We start from the raw sequence: 17205 nt of genomic DNA, 5'->3' as shown, positions 1-17205 counted from the left end.
GCGCTGTTGTTACCGCGCGCGCTGGGCCAGCTCGGGCGACTCGTTACGCGGCTGCGGAATCCCGGCGAGCAGCTGCTGCTTCGAGGTGAGCAGCGCGGCGACCGGGCTCGGCTCGCGCAGCCGGTTGATGCGGTCGCGCACCATCTTGCGCATCCGGTTGGCGCGCCGCTTCTGCATCGTCTTGTGGCAGGTGACCAGGTGCTCTTTGGACGCTGCCGGCGCGCCGGACAGCTCGTAGCCATTGGCCTCCAGCCGGTCGCCGAGCACCTGCTCGCACAGCGAGATCTCCCAGTCCTCCAGCCGCTTGGCCCAGCTGCCCACCCTGGCGCGGGTGACCTCGCCGTGCGTGTTGCTGTGCCAGACCTTGTGCGCGGGGACCGCCACGGTGGCCGCCTCGCGCGGAGAGACCGTGCTCGGGTCGAAGTCCTCGTCGAGGAAGTGACAGAGCTTCTTCATCTCGGTCGCCGGGTCGTCGGTCAGGTCCTCGTACCGCAGCTCGTAGTAGGTGTCCTCGGGCAGCATCCGCCGCAGCCTGTTGCCCGCGTCGATGGCCTCGGCCCAGGTGGAGATCGCGTGGAAGGAGTCCAGCGTGTACCAGGGCATCTCCTTCAGTGACGAGACGCAGTCGCGGCCGTCCCTGATCAGGTGGATGAACTGGGCGTCGGGGAAGAGCCTGAGCAGGATGTCGACCTGCTTGACGTAGCTCGGCCGCTTGTCTCCCCAGCGGGCCTTGTCGAAGCGGTCGGCGTACATGCGGAAGGTGGTGCCGAGCACCGAGCCGAGCGTCCCGGGCCCGTCCACGACCTGCTGGACGAAGTCCTCCCTGTCGATCTTGAGCTCGCGGAACTTGGTGCTGCGGTCGCCCGCGATCCACTCCGCGAGCGCGCGGCGGCGCTCCTCGACGCGCAGGTCGCCGAACGAGCGGCGCCGGTGGTAGACGGGCACCAGGAACCTGGTCTCCGGCGGCACCGCGATCCGCGGGTGCGAGTGGAGCATGAGCTGCAGCATCGTGGTGCCGGAGCGCGGACAGCCGACGACGAAAATGGGCCGGTCTGACATGAAAACCCCCGAAAACTTAGACGAGAACGTGCTCTCGGCTCCTCGTGGAGGGCACGCTGTGCTTGCGCGTGAAGAGCCACATCCGGTGGACGAGCCAGACCTCGTTGACCAGCAACGAGACGCTGGCGACCGCGGAAACCGGGATCAGCGCCACGGTGCCCACGAGCGGCGCGACCACGAACACCGCGGCGTGGAACTCGATGCCGCTGATCAGGTGGGCACGGATACGGCGGCGGACCATCGCCTTGTTGATCCGCCGCATGAGGCGACGTGACCGGCTCATCGGCGGCCTCTGGCGCGGGATCCGCACCTCGGGCTCGTCCTCTTCCTCCGCCCGGGCCTCCCCGTCGGCCTCCCGCTCCGCCTTGACCGTCTCGCGGACCCGCTTCATCTGCGGCGCGTTGACGTACCTGAACAGGTCGACCACCGCCACCGCCGCGCCCATGACGATGTAGCGGACGTCGCCGGTGATCGCGTACTGGCCGTAAGCGAGGCCGGTGGCGCAGCACACCACCCTGATCCGGTCGCCGACGTAGTCGAGCCACAGGCCGAAGGGCGTCCCCGAGCCCTTGAGCCGCGCTATCTTGCCGTCAAGGCAGTCCACCATGAAGCTCAGATAGAACATGGCCGCCCCCGCGGCCAGCAGGTCCATCGCGAGACATACGGCGGACGCCATGCCGAGGACCAGCGAGACCACCGTGAGCTGGTTGGGCGTCAACCGCGTGTGGTTGGCCACCAGCAGAGCGGCCCGGCAGGCGACCGGGTCCACGAAGTACACGGTCCACCAGGAGTCTCTCCGCTTGCGTGTCGCGTAGACGTCATCCAGCGAATAGGTCCTCATGGCTTCCAAGCATGGCGACGCACCGCCGTGATCCAATTACTCTCTGGAACTACTGGGCGATGTCCATGCCGGTTCTTGACCATCCTGGCACCGACAGCCGCCAGACCTTCTGCGCCTCGGCATCGCGAAAGCACGTCTTGAGCACCAGGCCGCACAGTTCCACGCGGGCGTGCAGCCGCCAGCTCGGGCCGCCCTCTTCGAGCCGTGCCGGGTCGATCTCCACCGAGACGCCCTGCCCGCCCGTACGCCGTACCTCCAGCGGGACCCGGCGCTCGCCGTCGGTCAGCCACATGCCGATCCGGTTCGGCTCCCGCGCCACCCGGTGGAGGACCACCTCGCCGCTTACCTCGAAGCGGCTCCCCGTCCAGCCGCACTCATGGACCGTGGCCAGCAGCTTGACCTCGTCACTCGCCTCGAAGACGGCGTCGGGGATCTGGAGGGTCCGGTCGCGGAAGTAGGGGTAGTCGCCGTACCAGCCGATCTCGTGCGGCACGATGGGGGTGCCGTCGACCGAGTCGCGCCTGAACCTGCGCACCACCCGCAGCTCCTCGACCAGGCCGCGGCTCAGCAGGTGGAGTTCGAGCCGGCGCAGCGACGCCACCTCGCCGAGAGCGACGGGGCTCAGCCCGGCCAGCCACTCCTGCGAGAGTTCGAGCAGCGGCCCGACCTCGTCGTCCTCGGCGTACTCCAGCGCCTGGAACAGGAACAGGAGGTCCTTCTCCAGCACCACGCCGTCGAAGGCGTCGGCCAGCTCGGGCTCCTGCTCGCTGAGGAAGGCCCGGACCGCGCGGATGGCGGCCAGCCGTTCGGCCAGGTTCGGCAGCTCCATCCGCCGCTGGGTGATCGAGCTCTCCCCCTCCTCGCGCTTACGCCAGTGGTAGACGATGTCGGGGAGCACGTCGACGCCCTTCGCCAGTACGTGCGCCCGCATGCTGAGCGGCACATCCTCATAGATCCCCGCCGGGAACTCCAGCTCGTGCGCGCGCCAGAAGTCCTGCCGGTAGACCTTGTTCCAGACCGTGCGGTCCCTGATCAGGGACCGGCGCTCCCGGATGTGCGCGCCCCGCGCGGGGCGCCTGAACGCCTTCTCGTGCATGGACGACACGGCCAGCTCGCCCTCCCTCAGGCGCAGCACCCCGCCGCACGCGAAGTCCGAGCCGCTCTCCCGCAACGACTCGACCAGCAGCTCGTACGCCTTGGGCGGCACGACGTCGTCGCTGTCCGCGAAGGCCAGATAGGTGCCGCGGGCCCGCCGGATCCCCGCGTTGCGCGCCGGACCTGGGCCCTGGTTCGGCTGGTCGAACAGGACGAAGCGCGGATCACGGGCCACGAACTCACGGGCCACCCGCGCGCTTCCGTCCAACGAGCCGTCGTCCACGAGGATGACCTCGATGTCCTCCAGCGTCTGAGCCGCCAGAGATTCCAGACATTCGCCGATATACGGCTCCACGTTGTAGATCGGGACGACGACGCTGAGCATGGGCGTCATACCGAGAAGCTCCCTTGGGGTCGGGGTAGTAGGGGTCGAGGGCAGCATGCCCTGGCCATCACTCCGGCACGACGTTCGATGCCGCACTCTGATCAGCTCTTTGCCGGATGGATCCGCTACGTTGTGCAATGGATCGAGCGCGCTGAGTAGGGGGAAGCCGTGCTGAGACCCGTACACGACCATGAGCTGCCCGCCATCCGCCGATGGCGCAACCACCCGAGGGTGCGGGCGGCGAGCTTCACCACCCACGTCATCGCCGAGGAGGAGCACGCCCGGTGGTGGGCCGGGGTGAAGGACGATCCGGCCAGGCGGGTGCTGATCTACGTTCACGACGGGACCGCGGCGGGGGTGGTGACGTTCTCCGAGCTCGACCCCGCCGCGCGGAGCGGCGAGTGGGGGTTCTACCTCGATCTGGCCGGGCTGGAGCCGTCGGGCGCGCTGCTGCCGGCCTGGATCGGGCTGGAGCGGGCCGCCATCGACCACGCTTTCGGGCCGCTGGGGCTGACCACGCTGCGTGGCGAGGTGCTCGCCCGCAACGAGGCGGCCAGGGGGCTGCACCGGCGCTTCGGGTTCGCCGAGGTCGCCGTCCACCGGCGCGACATCGACGGCGTCCGCCGCGACGTCGTCACCGTGCAACTCATCAGGAAGGACGACTCTTTGAGGAAGGACCACGCATGATCTCCATCGCCGGGCGGGCGATCGGGGCGGGACAGCCCCCCTTCGTCATCGCCGAGATGTCGGGCAACCACAACGGCCGCCTGGAGCAGGCTCTGGCCATCGTCGACGCGGTGGCCGACAGCGGCGCGCACGCCCTGAAGCTGCAGACCTACCGCCCCGACACGATCACCGTCGACGCCGACGGCCCCGCCTTCCGCCTGGGTGACGACCATGAGCTGTGGGGTGGCGAGCGGCTCTACCGGCTCTTCGAGCGGGCGCACACGCCGTGGGAGTGGCACGAGCCGATCTTCGCCAGGGCTCGCGGGCGGGGGCTCATCCCGTTCTCCTCGCCCTTCGACCCCACGGCCATCGATCTGCTGGAGAATCTCGGCGCCCCGGCCTACAAGATCGCCTCTTCGGAGATCGTGGACCTCCCCCTGATCAGGCTCGCCGCCGCCACGGGCAAGCCGCTGATCATCTCCACCGGCATGGCGTCGATCGGCGAGATCCACGCCGCCGCGGAGGCCGCCCGCGAGGCGGGCTGCACCCAGCTCGCCATGCTGGCCTGTACCGCCTCCTACCCCGCCGCGCCCGCCGAGAGCAACCTGCGCTCGCTGCCGCTGCTCGCCGGGCTCACCGGCGCGGTCGTCGGCATCTCCGACCACACGCCCGGCATCGGCGCCGCGCTCGCGGCCGTCGCGCTCGGGGCGTGCCTGATCGAGAAGCACGTCACGGTGGACCGGGGTGACGGGGGTGTCGACTCGGCGTTCTCGCTGGAGCCCGCCGAGCTCGCGGCGCTCGTGGTGGAGAGCGAGCGGGCCTGGCAGTCGCTGGGCAGCGCGGTCATCGGGCCGCGGGCCTCCGAGCGCGAGGGGCTGCGGTTCCGGCGGTCGCTGTATGTCGTACGGGATGTGCGGGCGGGCGAGCCGGTGACAGAGCAGAACGTCCGCTCCATCCGGCCGGCCGGGGGGCTGCCGCCGGCGGCGGCGGCGCAGGTGATGGGCCGCCGCTTCGCCAGGGACGCCACGCTCGGCACCCCGCTGACCTGGGACCTGGTCTGACGCGCCCTGGTTTCACCGGTTTTGACGGGCGCCCGGTTCACTGGTCCGACGGGCGCCCGGTTCACTGGTCCGACGGGGGCTCGGTTCAGAGGAGGGCGAGGAGCGCGTCGGCGACGCGTTCCCTGCCGCGGCCGTCGATCAGCCCGGCACCGCGCCTGCCGTACTCCTCGCGGGCCGCCGGGTCGGCGAGCAGGCGGGCCAGGACGCCAACGGCCGCCGCGTCCGGGGCCGGTCCCAGCCCCGCCGCGAGTCCGCCGCCGACCAGCGCCTCGTAGCCGATCAGCTGGTTGTCGGCCACCCAGCTCAGCGCGGTGGGCACACCCAGGTGCAGCAGCTCCCAGACGGCCGAGCCCGCCGCGGTGATCACCAGGTTGGCCTCGGCCATCAGGCCGGGCAGCCGGTCCGTCGGCGGGATGACCGTGACGGGCCCGTCCACCTCGAACGACACCGGGCTGACCACGGTCGCCCGGAATGGCAGCCCGGTGGCACGCAGCGCCCCGGCCCAGGCCGGCGCCACACCGGCGCTGTCGGTGCCGCCGAAGAAGCACAGCACCAGCGGCCCCTCCGGCCGGGCCGGGCGGCGGCGGGCGGTCCCCCGCATCAGCAGGACGCTGTCCCGCAGCAGCACATAACGAGCCCCCGCCAGCCGCCCACCCCACGGCCCATCCGCAGCCTGCCCCGAGTGTCGGAAGGGGCGCAGCTCGGCGCCGAGGTTCTGGTCGAGGTAGAGGTCCGCCTCCTGGCCCAGCGGGTCGCCGTCGACGATCGCCAGCACGGCCGTGCCCGCCGCCCGCAGCGCCGCGCCCGTACCGGGAGCCAGCACGTACGAGTCCAGCACCACCGCGTCCAGCCCGAGCACCCGCACCAGCTCGGCCAGCGCGCGCGGCTCCGAAGGCGCCGGGCACAGCGGGAACGCGCGCTGCCGCAACTGCGACTCCGCCCACGCCGACCCCGCCACGTCCCCGAGGAACAGCACCTCGGCCCCCCGCCCGCACAGTTCCTCGGCCAGCGCCACGCAGCGCATCAGGTGACCGACCCCGCTCGCCACGCCCGCGTCGCAGCGGAACCCCACCCGGTGCGTCACGCCTCCTGCAACGCCTTCTGCGCCACGTGCGCGTTGAGCTCGCACACCTCGGGCCGCTCCCGCAGCCAGCCGACCAGCGACCGTACCGGCACGCACCGATCGCCCAGCTCCGCGACGACCCGTGAGATGAGCCGCCAGTCGTCCTCGGTGTCGAGCGTGACCCGCAGGTCGGCCGCCGACGGCGCGTAGGCGAGGCCGAGCAGCCGCGACTCCCCCGGATGCGTGTAGAGGTAGGAGGTGACATGCGTGCGGTGATGCGCGGTGGCCTCCAGGTCGGCCCGTTTCAGCGCGGCCAGCCCCGCGATCTCCACGTCGAGCCCGCGCGGCAGTGTGCGCGCCAGGCTCGTGCTCAGATAGTCGAGGCCGGGCACCGCGCGGAAGACCAGCGCGGCCTCGCGGATCACCACCGGATCGAGCAGCGGGCAGTCCGCCGTGAATCGCATGACGGCGTCGCCCGGGCGACCCCGCAGCACCTGCGTGAACCGGGTGAGCACGTCGTCGACCGGCCCCCGGTGCCAGAACACACCGAGCCGGCGGCACTCCGCCACCACCACGTCGTCGACCGCCTCCGTGGTGGTCGCCACCACCAGATCGTCGACCGCGGCCGCCTCGCGTACCGCACGGACCACCCAGCCCAGCACGGAGCGGCCCCCGAGATCGCGCAAGACCTTGCCCGGCAGGCGCGTCGAGCCCATGCGCGCCTGGATGATTCCGACAATTCGCACGGAAGCCCCATTCCCCTCTGTGACCGTGTGTCATCGAACGATCGCGCTATGCTACCGGGCAGCTCGGATGACTACGGCGGGGGGCCGCGTGAGCATTCTCAGTGGATCGTCAATTCTGATCACCGGAGGCACGGGGTCCTTCGGCAAGGCTTTCGTCCGGCACGCGCTGGACCACCTCGACGTGCGCCGCATGGTGGTCTTCTCGCGCGACGAGCTCAAGCAGTACGAGGCACGTCACCTGTTCGACGACGACCAGCGGCTGCGCTGGTTCATCGGCGACGTGCGCGACAGGGATCGCCTGGCCAGGGCCATGCACGGCATCGACTACGTCGTGCACGCGGCGGCGCTGAAGCAGGTCGACACGGCCGAGTACAACCCGTTCGAATACGTGAGGACCAACGTCTCCGGCTCCCAGAACGTGGTGGAGGCCGCCATCGACTGCGGCGTGCGCAAGGTCGTCGCGCTCTCCACCGACAAGGCGTCCAGCCCGATCAACCTGTACGGCGCCTCGAAGCTGGTCGCCGACAAGCTGTTCGTCTCGGCCAACCACTACGCCGCCAGCCACGTCACCCGCTTCGCCGTGGTCCGCTACGGCAACGTGGTGGGCAGCAGGGGCTCGGTGGTGCCGTTCTTCCTGCGGCTGGCCCAGGAGGGCGGCAGCGTGCCGATCACCGACAAGCGGATGACCCGGTTCTGGATCACGCTCGACCAGGCCGTCCGATTCGTGGTCGACTCCTTCGACCTGATGCAGGGCGGCGAGCTGTACGTGCCGCGCATCCCCAGCATGCGCCTGCCCGACCTGGCCCAAGCACTGGCGCCCCGGAGCCCGGTCTACGAGATCGGCATCCGGCCCGGCGAGAAGCTGCACGAGGAGATGATCGGCCCCGACGACGGCCGCAGGACCCTGCGCCTGAGCGACCGCTATGTGGTGCAGCCGACGATCGCCAGCTGGGGCTACGTGCCCCCGCAGGGCGGCGAGCTGCTGCCGGACGGTTTCGCCTACCGCTCCGACACCAACGACCGCTGGCTGTCGGTCGAGGACCTGCGCGCCATGGTGACGGTGGGCGTCTGATGCTTCCCTACGGACGGCAGTCGATCGCCGACACCGATGTCCAGGCCGTGACCGAGGTGCTGCTCGGCGAGTGGCTGACGACCGGGCCCATGGTCGGCTCGTTCGAGGCCGAGCTGGCCCGGTGGACCGGCGGCGTGCCGTGCCTGGCGGTCACGTCGGGCACGGCGGCCCTGCACGTCGCGTACGCGGCGGCCGGGGTCGGGCCGGGAGACGAGGTGATCACGTCGCCGCTGACGTTCGTGGCGACGGCCGCCACCGCCGCCATGCGCGGCGCCCGGGTGGTCTTCGCCGACGTGCAGCCCGACACGGGCAACCTCGATCCCGCCTCGGTCGAGTCACTGGCGGGCGACGCCACCAAGGCGATCACCGCGGTCGACTACGCCGGCCACCCCGCCGACTACGACGAACTCCGCGCGATAGCCGACCGGACCGGAGCCGTGCTGATCGGCGACGCCGCCCACTCCCTCGGCTCGCGTTACAAGGACCGGCCGGTCGGGGAGCAGGCCGACCTCACCACGTTCTCCTTCTTCCCGACCAAGACCGTGACCACCGCCGAGGGCGGCGCCGTCGCCGTACGCGACCATGACCGCTATGTCCGCGCCGCCCGTTTCCGTAACCACGGCCTGGTCCGCGACCCGGCCGAGCAGCGCGATCCCGGCCACGGCGGCTGGCACCAGGAGGTCCACGACTTCGGCCTCAACTACCGGCTACCGGACGTGCTCTGCGCGCTCGGCCTCAGCCAGCTGCGGCGACTCGAAGGCTTCCGCGCGCGGCGGATCGAGCTGGTCGCCCGCTACAACGCGCTGCTCGGCGACCTGCCGGGCCTGACGCTGCCCGCGCGGCGCCCGTACACCACGCCGTGCTGGCACCTCTACCCGGTCAGGGTCCGCGACGGCCGCAGGCGGGAGGTCTACGAACGCATGCGGGCCGAGGGCATCGGGGTGCAGGTCAACTACATCCCGGCCTACTGGCATCCGGTCTTCGAGGACCTCGGCTACCGGCGCGGGATCTGCCCCGAAGCCGAGTCCTACTACGCCGAGCAGCTCTCACTGCCGCTCTTCCCCGACCTCACCGACCAGCAGCAGGACGAGGTCGTCGACCGGCTGCGGGCCATCCTGGACTGACGGCCGTCTCATCGTTCGGCGAGCATGAGGCAGCCGTCGTCGCCCCGGTCCACCAGGAAGCGCCGCTCGGCGACCGTCACGATCGGCCGCGCCCGAGTACGTACCAGCGGCCGGATCTCCCGGCCCTGGTCGATGACGAAGTCCCAGCGCGACTCACGACCGACGACCTCGTCGATGTCCACCAGCGACACCCGGGCCCGGAAGCTCTGCCCGGCCAGCGTGACGGGGAAGTACATCTCCTCGCCGTCGCTCCTGCGCACCAGCCGCAGCACCGGATCGCCGTCGCCCGGGTCGCTGAGCTCGCCGGAGAAGACCAGGTCGTCGCCGTCCACCCGGCACTCACCGATCAGCGCCTCGGCCCGGCGCAGCCGCAATCCCCAGGCCCCGCCACCGCCGCGTACCGGCACCAGCCACACGCCCGCCCTGCGCTTCGGCGCGGGCACCAGCGGCGGCAGCCAGCGCGATCCGACGACCTTCGCCTCCAGCTTCAGCCGGGGGCCGCGCAGCCGTACCCGCAGATCCCAGTGCCCAAGCCGGGCGAGCTGCGCGCGGCTCAGCGTCGCCGGGTCGAACGCGAAGGCGAAGGAGAACCCGTGCTCGGCCACCGCAGCGCCCTCCTCCTGCTCGACGCTCGCCCAGGTCGGTGAGACGCGCTGGTCGGACTGCGCGACGATCTCGCCGGTCCTGCGCTCCTGCAGCCACACCTGCACACTCGTACGGCGCAGGTCCGAGACGTCGAACCGGCCGATGCTCACCCGGCCCATACCGCCGAGCTCGCCGTCGCGCCACTCCAGCTCGACCAGCCGGGCCGACAGCTTGAGCTCGGCCGACACCTCCGACAGGTGCCTGGGCATGGCCGGGTGCCGGCCGTACCAGCGCTTGCGCAGCAGGCCCGGGGGGCTGACCCGCGGAAGCAGGCGGCCCGCGCGGTCCTGCTCGAAGACGCGCGCCAGCTCGTCCAGGCGACGTCCGTGGAGCAGGTGCACCTGGAGCCGCTGCGCGAACGGGATGCTCTGCCACGCCTCCGGCGCGACGCCGTCGAGATAGCGGACGACCAGGTCGACGAGGCCGGGATCGGCCGCGGCGCCCATCATGGCCATCGCCTCCACCGCGACGCTCATGTCGATCTCGAGCGTGTCGCGGTCGAAGTCCGGCTTGAGCGCGGGCGCGCCGGTGGTGAGCAGCGCGGCCGTCTCCAGCACCGACAGCAGGCGGTCCCGCAGGTTGGCCGGCTCCAGGCGGCGCTGGGTGATCGAGGTGCCCTCCTCGTCGCGCTGCCGCCAGTGGTAGACGATGCCCTTGATCACGTCGACCGACGAGGCGCCCACGTGCGCGGCCATGGCGACCGGCTGGTCCTCGTACATGCGCTCGGGGAAGGCCAGGCCGAGTGCGTTCCAGAAGTCGAGCCGGTAGACCTTGTTCCACAGCATGCGGTCGCGGATCAGCAGCGGGTGGCGGGTGATGTGCGTGCGCTTGCGCGACTCGGCGAACGCCTGCTTGTGCGCCCACGAGGGTACGAGCAGGTTGCGGTGCAGCCGCATGACGTTGCCGCAGGCCAGATCGGAACCGGTGGCCTCCAGGGAGGCGACCAGCCGCTGGAACGCGCGGGGCGGCACCTTGTCGTCACCGTCGACGAAGGCCAGGTAGCGGCCCGTGGCCCGGCGGACGCCGATGTTGCGGGCCCGCCCCACCCCCTGGTTGGCCTGCCGGATGAGGCTGATCCGCGGGTCGGCCGCCATCCGGGCCTCGACCACGGCGGCACCGCCGTCGGTGCTGCCGTCGTCCACGCAGATCATCTCAAGGTCCTGGAGCTTCTGCGCGGCCAGCGAATCCAGGCAGGGACCGATGTACTTCTCAACGTTGTAGAACGGGACGATCACCGAAAGAACCGGCACGGGAACTCCTCTTCGTCAGCCGGACAGCAGGCGCAGGACCCGGCGGGCGACCCTGCGCGGGCGGGCCAGGCGGCGCGAGAGCCGGTAACCGAGCGTCCTGCGGTAGGCGGCCGACTTCCGCTGGCTCTTTCTCAGCCGCCCCCTGGCCCGCAGCAGCTCGCGCTCGCGGTAGGTGAGCTTGGTCTCCAGGCGGGACACCCTGGCCAGCGCGGCGGTCAGCTGGTCCGCCAACCGGTCCCGCGCGCCGAGCAGGTCCCGGTACGTCGGAGCGGCGTCGCTCAGCTCGGCCGGCTGCCCCAGCTCGGCGTCGAGCTTGCGGGCCAGGTCGAGATCCGCCTGGTCGCACGGCCGGTTCGCCATGCCGCAGAGCGTCAGCGTCAGCTGCTCGGCCTGCCGCGGCCACGGCCACGGGTGGTGGTGACCGGCGGCCAGCAGGCGTACCGCGAACCGCCACAACACCCGGCACAACACCACGCGGTCGGCGGGCCGGTCAGGCGGCGCGGGCAGGGCATGGATGGCGGCGAACCGCTCGCCGTCCCAGACCAGGTTGTCGGCCGCGGCGTCGCCGCCCATCTCGACCCAGTCGCCCAGCACGGTGAGCAGGTCGCGGACGGCCCGTACGTCCTCGCGGGCGCACGCCTCGATCAGGACCTCCTCCACGACGCGGCCCGCCGGGATGGCCCGCTCCACGCCGTCGGGCAGCCGACGGGTGGCGCCCCAGATGACCTCGTGTACGGCGTGACCCTCCTCGAACAGGCCGAGCGGCAGGTCCGCGCGCGCTGTGGGCGGGCCCTCGAACTGGCCGATTGGCGGGTTGGGCGCGTCCGAGGGTTTGGTCGCCATGGCCACCCATACCGGGGCGAGCTGCTCGCCGAGACCGTGGCTGAACACCAGCCGGGTCAGCCGCAGCGGGTCGGCCACCAGCATCCTGTCGCCGCCACGGGCGCTCAACGGCACCGTGAGCGCGTCGGGCAGATCGCAGCCGAGCAGTTCGCGGGCGAGCAGCGCGCGGGGCGCCGCGCGGCCCGGATAGGCGGCGTAACACCTCTCGGGGGTCAGTCCGGCCGCCACCAACGCCTCGTCGAGGGCGCCGGGCCCGTCGGGGTAGCCCTGGTCGAACCCGTGCGGCTCCCAGTGCTCGTCGCCGCCGTCCCGGTCGGCTGGCCTGGCCTCGACGAACCGGTCGATACCCAGGTCGTTGCTCACGCTCAGGACGAACCGCCCGCCCGGCGCGACGAGGGCGGCGAGCGCGCCCACCGACTCGCGCCAGGGCGGCGCGACCTCCTCGGCCGAGTGCGTACGCCGCAGCCCGTCGAGCGCCAGGACCAGGTCGTACGGCTCGGTCTCGGGCAGCGCCGACAGACGGCCGCAGTGCACGGCCAGATCGGGGTGGCGCTCGGCGAGGGCACAGGCGTCGGGGTAGGAGCGCAGCAGCACGGCCACCGACGCGGCCCGCGCCACCACCTCGTCCACCAAGCCGCGTGGATGCGGCCCGACCAGCAGCACTCTGGCCCTCGCGCCCTCGGCGGCTTCTTTGGCCTCGCGGCCCTCCCGGCCCTGGCCGCCCTCGCTGTCCTGGCGGCCCTCGCCGGTCTCGATGGGGAGCAGGCGTCTGACCAGTTCCAGGGCCACGCCCCGCCAGTCCGTGACGCCGGACGTATGGGATGAGTCCGACCACAGCAGCATCTCGCCGCCGATCAGCCGGACGTTCTCGGGTGCCTCGTTCATGCGCATCGCGCCCGCTTCCAGCCGAACATTCGCCGTAGCTCCTCCGGTGTCGCCTGATACTCGAATCCCAGCTCCTGCCGGGCCGCCTCCCTGGCCGCCTCTGGGTCGACGCGCACGCCGTGCAGCTCGGGCCAGAGCCGCATGCGGCGGGCGGTGCCGCCGTACTCGGGCCGCTCGTCCTCCAGCTGCATCGGGTCTCCGTAGACGGCGACGTCGCAGCCCACGGAGGCGCCATAGAACAGCGCGCTACCGAGCCGGTTGGACGCCACCCGACGATGCCGCCGCAGCTCGGCCAGCTGGCCGGACAGGAAGTCGCGTCCTCTGCCGTCCCACCGCGAACCGCGCTCACCATGGCAGATGACGCGGAAACCCGCCGACCGATAAGCCCGCCGAATGTCCGGATTGGCGAATTCCAACCAGTAAAGACAGATTGTCACCGGCCCCGTCTCCACTTCGGATATTTCGGCGGCCAGCCGGGCATGGTCACCGCTGACCGAATGCTTTTCCCAGCCGTGGAAGGGATACCAGATCGTACCCTTCCTTTCGGGGACCGCGGCCTTTCCCGGCTCCATATCTAGAAGGTAGATCCACGGCGCGCCGATGACATAGTGACCACGGCGGCCCATCGACCAGCCCCGCCGTCTGAGCACGTCGGACCAGACAAAACGGGGGTAGCCGGGGCTGCACCAGTGGTCGTTGGGCGGGAATCCGTGGAGATAGTTCCAGCCGTGCTGCAGGAAACCCTGTATTCGCCGGGGAGTGTCTTCCGCCATTTCACAGTATCGGCCGAGTATGCGGGAGTGCCCGTACCAGTGATTGGATTCGTCCATCATTCCCCCTGTAGCGGTTGACGCGCCCCATGCGACATTCTCAGCCCGGCACAGCGGGCACTCGCCGTTATACGGTTCTATTACTCACGACGGGTGCTTGGTTTCTGTTGACGGACGATCACGGCTACACTACGTGGTTGTCCGAAGACAGAAAGTGAGCAGAGATGAGCCAGCTCGACCGCCTGCGCGGCGTCTTCCGCGCCTCGCTGAGCCTGCCGGCCGACCGGGACGTCGACGGGCTCGAATACCGGGCGATCCCGCAGTGGGACTCACTGGCCCACATGGCCCTCGTCGCCGCGATGGAGGACGAGTTCGGCATCATGATCGACACGGACGAGATGATCGACATGAGCTCGTTCGCCAAGGCCGCCGAGCTGCTGGAGAAGCACGGTGCCGACGCCGTCACCTGACCTCCGGGTCGCGCTCGTCACCGGCTCCACGCTGGGCATCGGCCGGGCCGTCGCCGCGCGGCTGGCCCGTACCGGTCACGAGGTCGTCCTCCACGGGCGCGACCGGGAGCGCTCCGCCAAGGCGGCGGCCGAGGTGGCCGCCGAGACCGGGGGCCGCACCGACACGGTCCACGGCGACGTGGCCGACCCCGCCGCGGTGTCCGCCATGATGCGGGAGATCCACCGGCGGCACGGGCGGCTCGACGCCCTGGTGATCAACGCGGGCGGGCACGCGGCGAGCCTGCTCGGCATGATGCACAGCGACGTGGTGAGCCGGCTCTTCCACGTCAACGCGCTGGGCGCCACCCACACCCTGCAGGCCGCGGTCAAGCTGCTGCGCAGGGGCACCGACCCGGCCGTGGTCCTGGTCTCCTCGGTCATGGGCCGCAAGGGGGCGCCGGGCCAGGCCGTCTACTCCGCCACCAAGGCCGCCATGCTCGGCCTCACCCTGGCCGCCGCCAAGGAGCTCGGGCCCCAGGGCATCCGGGTCAACGCGGTGGCACCCGGCTACATCCAGACCGACATGCTCTCCACGCTCGACGATCGGGCCCGCGCCGACACCGTCGCCGCGACCCCGCTCGGCCGCCTGGGCACCGCCGGCGACGTGGCCGCCGCGGCCGCCTTCCTGCTCTCCGCCGACGCCTGCTTCATCACCGGCCAGGTCATCGGGGTGGACGGCGGGCTGGTGCTGTAAGTCTCCGACACGATGGACGGGCGGTCTGCCATGAACGCTTCTCTACACTCCGGACACTCCGGCGCACCCCAACCCGCCGACGGTCCCTCACCGCACAACGGCGAGGAGCCGACTCCTCGGGAGGGCCTTCCGCACCCGGACGCACGGATAGTCGTCGCGGGAGAGCCGGGGGTGCTCACCGGTGACGACCTGGCGGCTCGGATCGCGAGCACCACGCAGGCGCTGGCCGCGCTGCCGCCCGGCCCGGTGTTCTGCGGCATGCGTAACGACCTGCCGTCCGTGCTGCGCTACCTCGCGGCGTTCCAGGCGGGAAGGCCCATCGCGCTGCTGGACCCCGACCTGCCGCCGGGCGCGCTGGCCGAGCTGGCCGCCAGGTTCAAGCCCGCCGCCCTGCTCGGCTTCACGCGGGCCGCCGACGGCCTGCGGCGTGCCCGGGGCGGCACCCCCGAGCCCCATCCGGACCTGGCCGTCCTGCTCGCCACCTCGGGTTCGACCGGCAACCCCAAGCTCGTGCGGCTGTCGCGGTCGGCCGTGTCGGCCAACGCCCACGCCATCGCCAGGGCCCTGGCCATCGGGCCCGGCGAGATCGCGCCGACCAGTCTCCCGCTCTACTACAGCTACGGCCTGTCGGTGCTCAACAGCCATCTCGCCGCGGGCGCCACCGTGGTGCTGACCGACGCGGGCCTGCTCGAACGGTCCTTCTGGACCATGCTCGACGAACACCGCTGCACCTCACTGGCCGCGGTTCCCTACCAGTACGAGATGCTGCGCAAGCTCCGCTTCGACCCGGTCGAGCACCCCGCGCTCACCACCATGACCCAGGCGGGCGGGCGGCTGCGGCCCGACCTGGTCACCGAGTTCGCCGCCAAGGCCCAGCGCTTCCTCGTCATGTACGGCCAGACGGAGGCGACCGCCCGCATCTCCGTACTCCCCCACGACCGCCTGGCCGCCAAGCCCGGCTCCGTGGGCCCGGCCGTCCCCGGCGGTCGCCTGACCATCGACGACGACCAGGTCGTCTACCAAGGCCCCAACGTGATGATGGGCTACGCCGACACGGCCGACGACCTGGCCAGGGGCGACGACCTGGGCGGTGTGCTGCGCACCGGCGACCTCGGCCACCTCGACGACGAGGGCTTCCTCTACATCACCGGCCGGATGAAGCGCATCGCCAAGGTCTTCGGCGTACGCGTCAATCTCGACGACATCGAACGCCTGCTCCGCGACCGAGGCCCTGTCGCGGCCACGAGCGGCGACGACCGCGTCACGGTCTGGGCCGAGGGACTCGACGCCGACGGATGCACCACGCTCGCCCGGCGGCTGGGGTCCGAGCTGCGGCTCCACTGGAGCGGGTTCGACGTACGCGGCGTGGACCGGCTGCCGCTGCTCGGCACCGGGAAGATCGACTATCCCGCTCTGGAGGCCCGCACATGAGCGTCTTCACCTTGTCCCAGGACGCGAAGGAGGCCGCGCTGCTGCCCGAGCTGGTCGCGCTGACCGAGCGGCATCGGCGGGCGTGCCTGCCGTACCGGCGGATTCTCGACGCGATCGGGGCGGTGGGGCCCTACGAGCGGGTGGCGGATCTGCCGTGGCTGCCGGTGCGGCTGTTCAAGACGCACGAGTTGCGCAGTGTGCCGGAGAGCGCGGTGTTCAGGGTGCTCACCTCCAGCGGTACGACCGGGCAGCGGCCCAGCCGCGTCTACCTCGACCGCGAGGCGGCGGCCGCGCAGCCGCGCATGCTGGCGGCGACACTCCGGGCGGTGCTGGGTGAGCGGCGGCTGCCGATGCTGATCGTCGACAGCCGGTCGGCGATACGCCCTGCCACGCTGAGCGCTCGCGGGGCGGGCGTGCTCGGCATGATGCACTTCGGCAGGGACCACACCTTCGTGCTCGACGAGGGTGGCGAGCCGGATGCCGAAGCGGTCAAGGGCTTTCTCGCGCGGCACGGTGGTGCGCCCTACCTGATCTTCGGGTTCACGTTCATGGCGTGGTCGCACCTGCGTGAGCTGGGGCTCGACCTCTCGCAAGGCGTACTGATCCACTCCGGGGGCTGGAAACGGCTGGCGGAGCAGGCCGTCGACAATGCCACGTTCCGCCGGCGACTGGGCGAGGAGTGCGGGCTGCGGCGCATCCACGACTTCTACGGGATGGTCGAGCAGATCGGCACCGTGTTCCTGGAGGGAACGGACGGAGACGGGCTCTACTGCCCCGATTTCGCCGATGTCGTGATCCGCGATCCGGAAACGTGGCAGGAGGCGCCGCCCGGCGTGCCGGGGCTGATCGAAGTGGTCAGCACACTGCCCACGTCCTATCCGGGGCATGTGCTGCTGACGGAGGACCTCGGCGTGGTGCACGGGGTGGACGACGGGGTGTGGCCGGGCAAGCGGTTCTCGGTGCTCGGGCGGCTGCCCAGGGCGGAGGCGCGCGGCTGCAGCGACACTTCGGCGCGGTCGGCGGCGTGATGAGACCGGGGGTCGGGGTCAGGTTCCCGGATTGCCGG

The 17205-nt window shown here is 71.4% G+C and carries 16 protein-coding genes; 8 read left to right on the top strand and 8 right to left on the bottom strand.

Going from position 1 to position 17205, the window contains the following annotated elements:
• Positions 1-9: 9 nt before the first annotated feature.
• Genes AB0C30_RS25345 through AB0C30_RS25335 form a run of 3 tightly spaced genes read right to left on the bottom strand, consistent with a single transcriptional unit; the run spans position 10 to position 3389 of the window.
• A complete protein-coding gene (locus AB0C30_RS25345; protein WP_357948475.1) occupies positions 10-1059 on the bottom strand; it encodes a sulfotransferase in 1050 nt (349 codons plus the stop codon).
• Positions 1060-1075: 16 nt separating this feature from the next.
• A complete protein-coding gene (locus tag AB0C30_RS25340; protein WP_357948472.1) occupies positions 1076-1900 on the bottom strand; it encodes a CDP-alcohol phosphatidyltransferase family protein in 825 nt (274 codons plus the stop codon).
• A gap of 49 nt (positions 1901-1949) precedes the next feature.
• Entirely contained in the window at positions 1950-3389 is a 1440-nt protein-coding gene (locus AB0C30_RS25335; protein ID WP_357948469.1) for a glycosyltransferase family 2 protein, read from the bottom strand.
• A 159-nt stretch (positions 3390-3548) separates the two neighbouring features.
• On the opposite strand from AB0C30_RS25335, the gene pseH reads away from it, so the two are divergent.
• Both pseH and pseI read left to right on the top strand, forming a co-directional pair.
• Positions 3549-4067: a UDP-4-amino-4,6-dideoxy-N-acetyl-beta-L-altrosamine N-acetyltransferase gene (gene pseH, locus AB0C30_RS25330; RefSeq protein ID WP_357948466.1), complete on the top strand. Its 519-nt coding sequence runs from the start codon at positions 3549-3551 to the stop codon at positions 4065-4067.
• A complete protein-coding gene (gene pseI / locus AB0C30_RS25325; RefSeq protein ID WP_357948463.1) occupies positions 4064-5107 on the top strand; it encodes a pseudaminic acid synthase in 1044 nt (347 codons plus the stop codon). Before pseH ends, pseI begins: the two co-directional genes overlap by 4 nt.
• Before the next feature lie 85 nt (positions 5108-5192).
• On the opposite strand, the gene AB0C30_RS25320 is transcribed toward pseI, so the two are convergent.
• Both AB0C30_RS25320 and AB0C30_RS25315 read right to left on the bottom strand, forming a co-directional pair.
• On the bottom strand, positions 5193-6191 hold the full coding sequence (locus tag AB0C30_RS25320) for a hypothetical protein (RefSeq protein ID WP_357948460.1): 999 nt from the start codon (positions 6189-6191) through the stop codon (positions 5193-5195).
• Positions 6188-6916 carry a glycosyltransferase family protein gene (locus AB0C30_RS25315; RefSeq protein ID WP_357948458.1) on the bottom strand — a complete coding sequence of 243 codons (729 nt, stop codon included), beginning with the start codon at positions 6914-6916 and terminating at the stop codon, positions 6188-6190. Before AB0C30_RS25315 ends, AB0C30_RS25320 begins: the two co-directional genes overlap by 4 nt.
• 88 nt (positions 6917-7004) lie before the next feature.
• Here AB0C30_RS25315 and pseB point away from each other — a divergent pair, with 88 nt between their 5' ends.
• Positions 7005-7988, top strand: a complete 984-nt coding sequence (pseB, locus tag AB0C30_RS25310) for a UDP-N-acetylglucosamine 4,6-dehydratase (inverting) (RefSeq protein WP_357948455.1) — start codon at positions 7005-7007, stop codon at positions 7986-7988.
• Positions 7988-9112: an aminotransferase class I/II-fold pyridoxal phosphate-dependent enzyme gene (locus AB0C30_RS25305; protein ID WP_357948453.1), complete on the top strand. Its 1125-nt coding sequence runs from the start codon at positions 7988-7990 to the stop codon at positions 9110-9112. Before pseB ends, AB0C30_RS25305 begins: the two co-directional genes overlap by 1 nt.
• Positions 9113-9120: 8 nt before the next feature.
• Here the strand turns inward: AB0C30_RS25305 and AB0C30_RS25300 are convergent, their stop codons facing one another.
• From AB0C30_RS25300 to AB0C30_RS25290, 3 genes are read right to left on the bottom strand one after another with little or no spacing between them, the layout of a single operon-like run.
• A complete protein-coding gene (locus AB0C30_RS25300; protein ID WP_357948450.1) occupies positions 9121-11007 on the bottom strand; it encodes a glycosyltransferase family 2 protein in 1887 nt (628 codons plus the stop codon).
• A gap of 15 nt (positions 11008-11022) precedes the next feature.
• Positions 11023-12735 (bottom strand): hypothetical protein, encoded by a 1713-nt coding sequence (locus AB0C30_RS25295; RefSeq protein WP_357948447.1) that lies wholly within the window; start codon positions 12733-12735, stop codon positions 11023-11025.
• The gene (locus tag AB0C30_RS25290; protein ID WP_357948446.1) at positions 12732-13307 is read right to left on the bottom strand and encodes a hypothetical protein; all 576 of its coding nucleotides are present in this window, start codon (positions 13305-13307) and stop codon (positions 12732-12734) included. The genes AB0C30_RS25295 and AB0C30_RS25290 overlap by 4 nt, the downstream gene beginning before the upstream one ends.
• 422 nt (positions 13308-13729) lie before the next feature.
• On the opposite strand from AB0C30_RS25290, the gene AB0C30_RS25285 reads away from it, so the two are divergent.
• From AB0C30_RS25285 to AB0C30_RS25270, 4 genes are read left to right on the top strand one after another with little or no spacing between them, the layout of a single operon-like run.
• Entirely contained in the window at positions 13730-13975 is a 246-nt protein-coding gene (locus AB0C30_RS25285; protein WP_357948443.1) for an acyl carrier protein, read from the top strand.
• Positions 13956-14708 (top strand): SDR family oxidoreductase, encoded by a 753-nt coding sequence (locus AB0C30_RS25280; RefSeq protein WP_357948440.1) that lies wholly within the window; start codon positions 13956-13958, stop codon positions 14706-14708. The genes AB0C30_RS25285 and AB0C30_RS25280 overlap by 20 nt, the downstream gene beginning before the upstream one ends.
• 30 nt (positions 14709-14738) lie before the next feature.
• On the top strand, positions 14739-16139 hold the full coding sequence (locus AB0C30_RS25275) for an AMP-binding protein (protein WP_357948437.1): 1401 nt from the start codon (positions 14739-14741) through the stop codon (positions 16137-16139).
• Positions 16136-17167 carry an acyl-protein synthetase gene (locus tag AB0C30_RS25270; protein ID WP_357948435.1) on the top strand — a complete coding sequence of 344 codons (1032 nt, stop codon included), beginning with the start codon at positions 16136-16138 and terminating at the stop codon, positions 17165-17167. Before AB0C30_RS25275 ends, AB0C30_RS25270 begins: the two co-directional genes overlap by 4 nt.
• The last annotated feature ends 38 nt before the right edge of the window (positions 17168-17205 follow it).

Source organism: Nonomuraea sp. NPDC048901 (assembly GCF_040649695.1).
GTDB lineage: Bacteria > Actinomycetota > Actinomycetes > Streptosporangiales > Streptosporangiaceae > Nonomuraea.
Note: the sequence above shows the minus strand (reverse complement) of the source record. Positions and strands in the feature narration are given on the sequence as shown.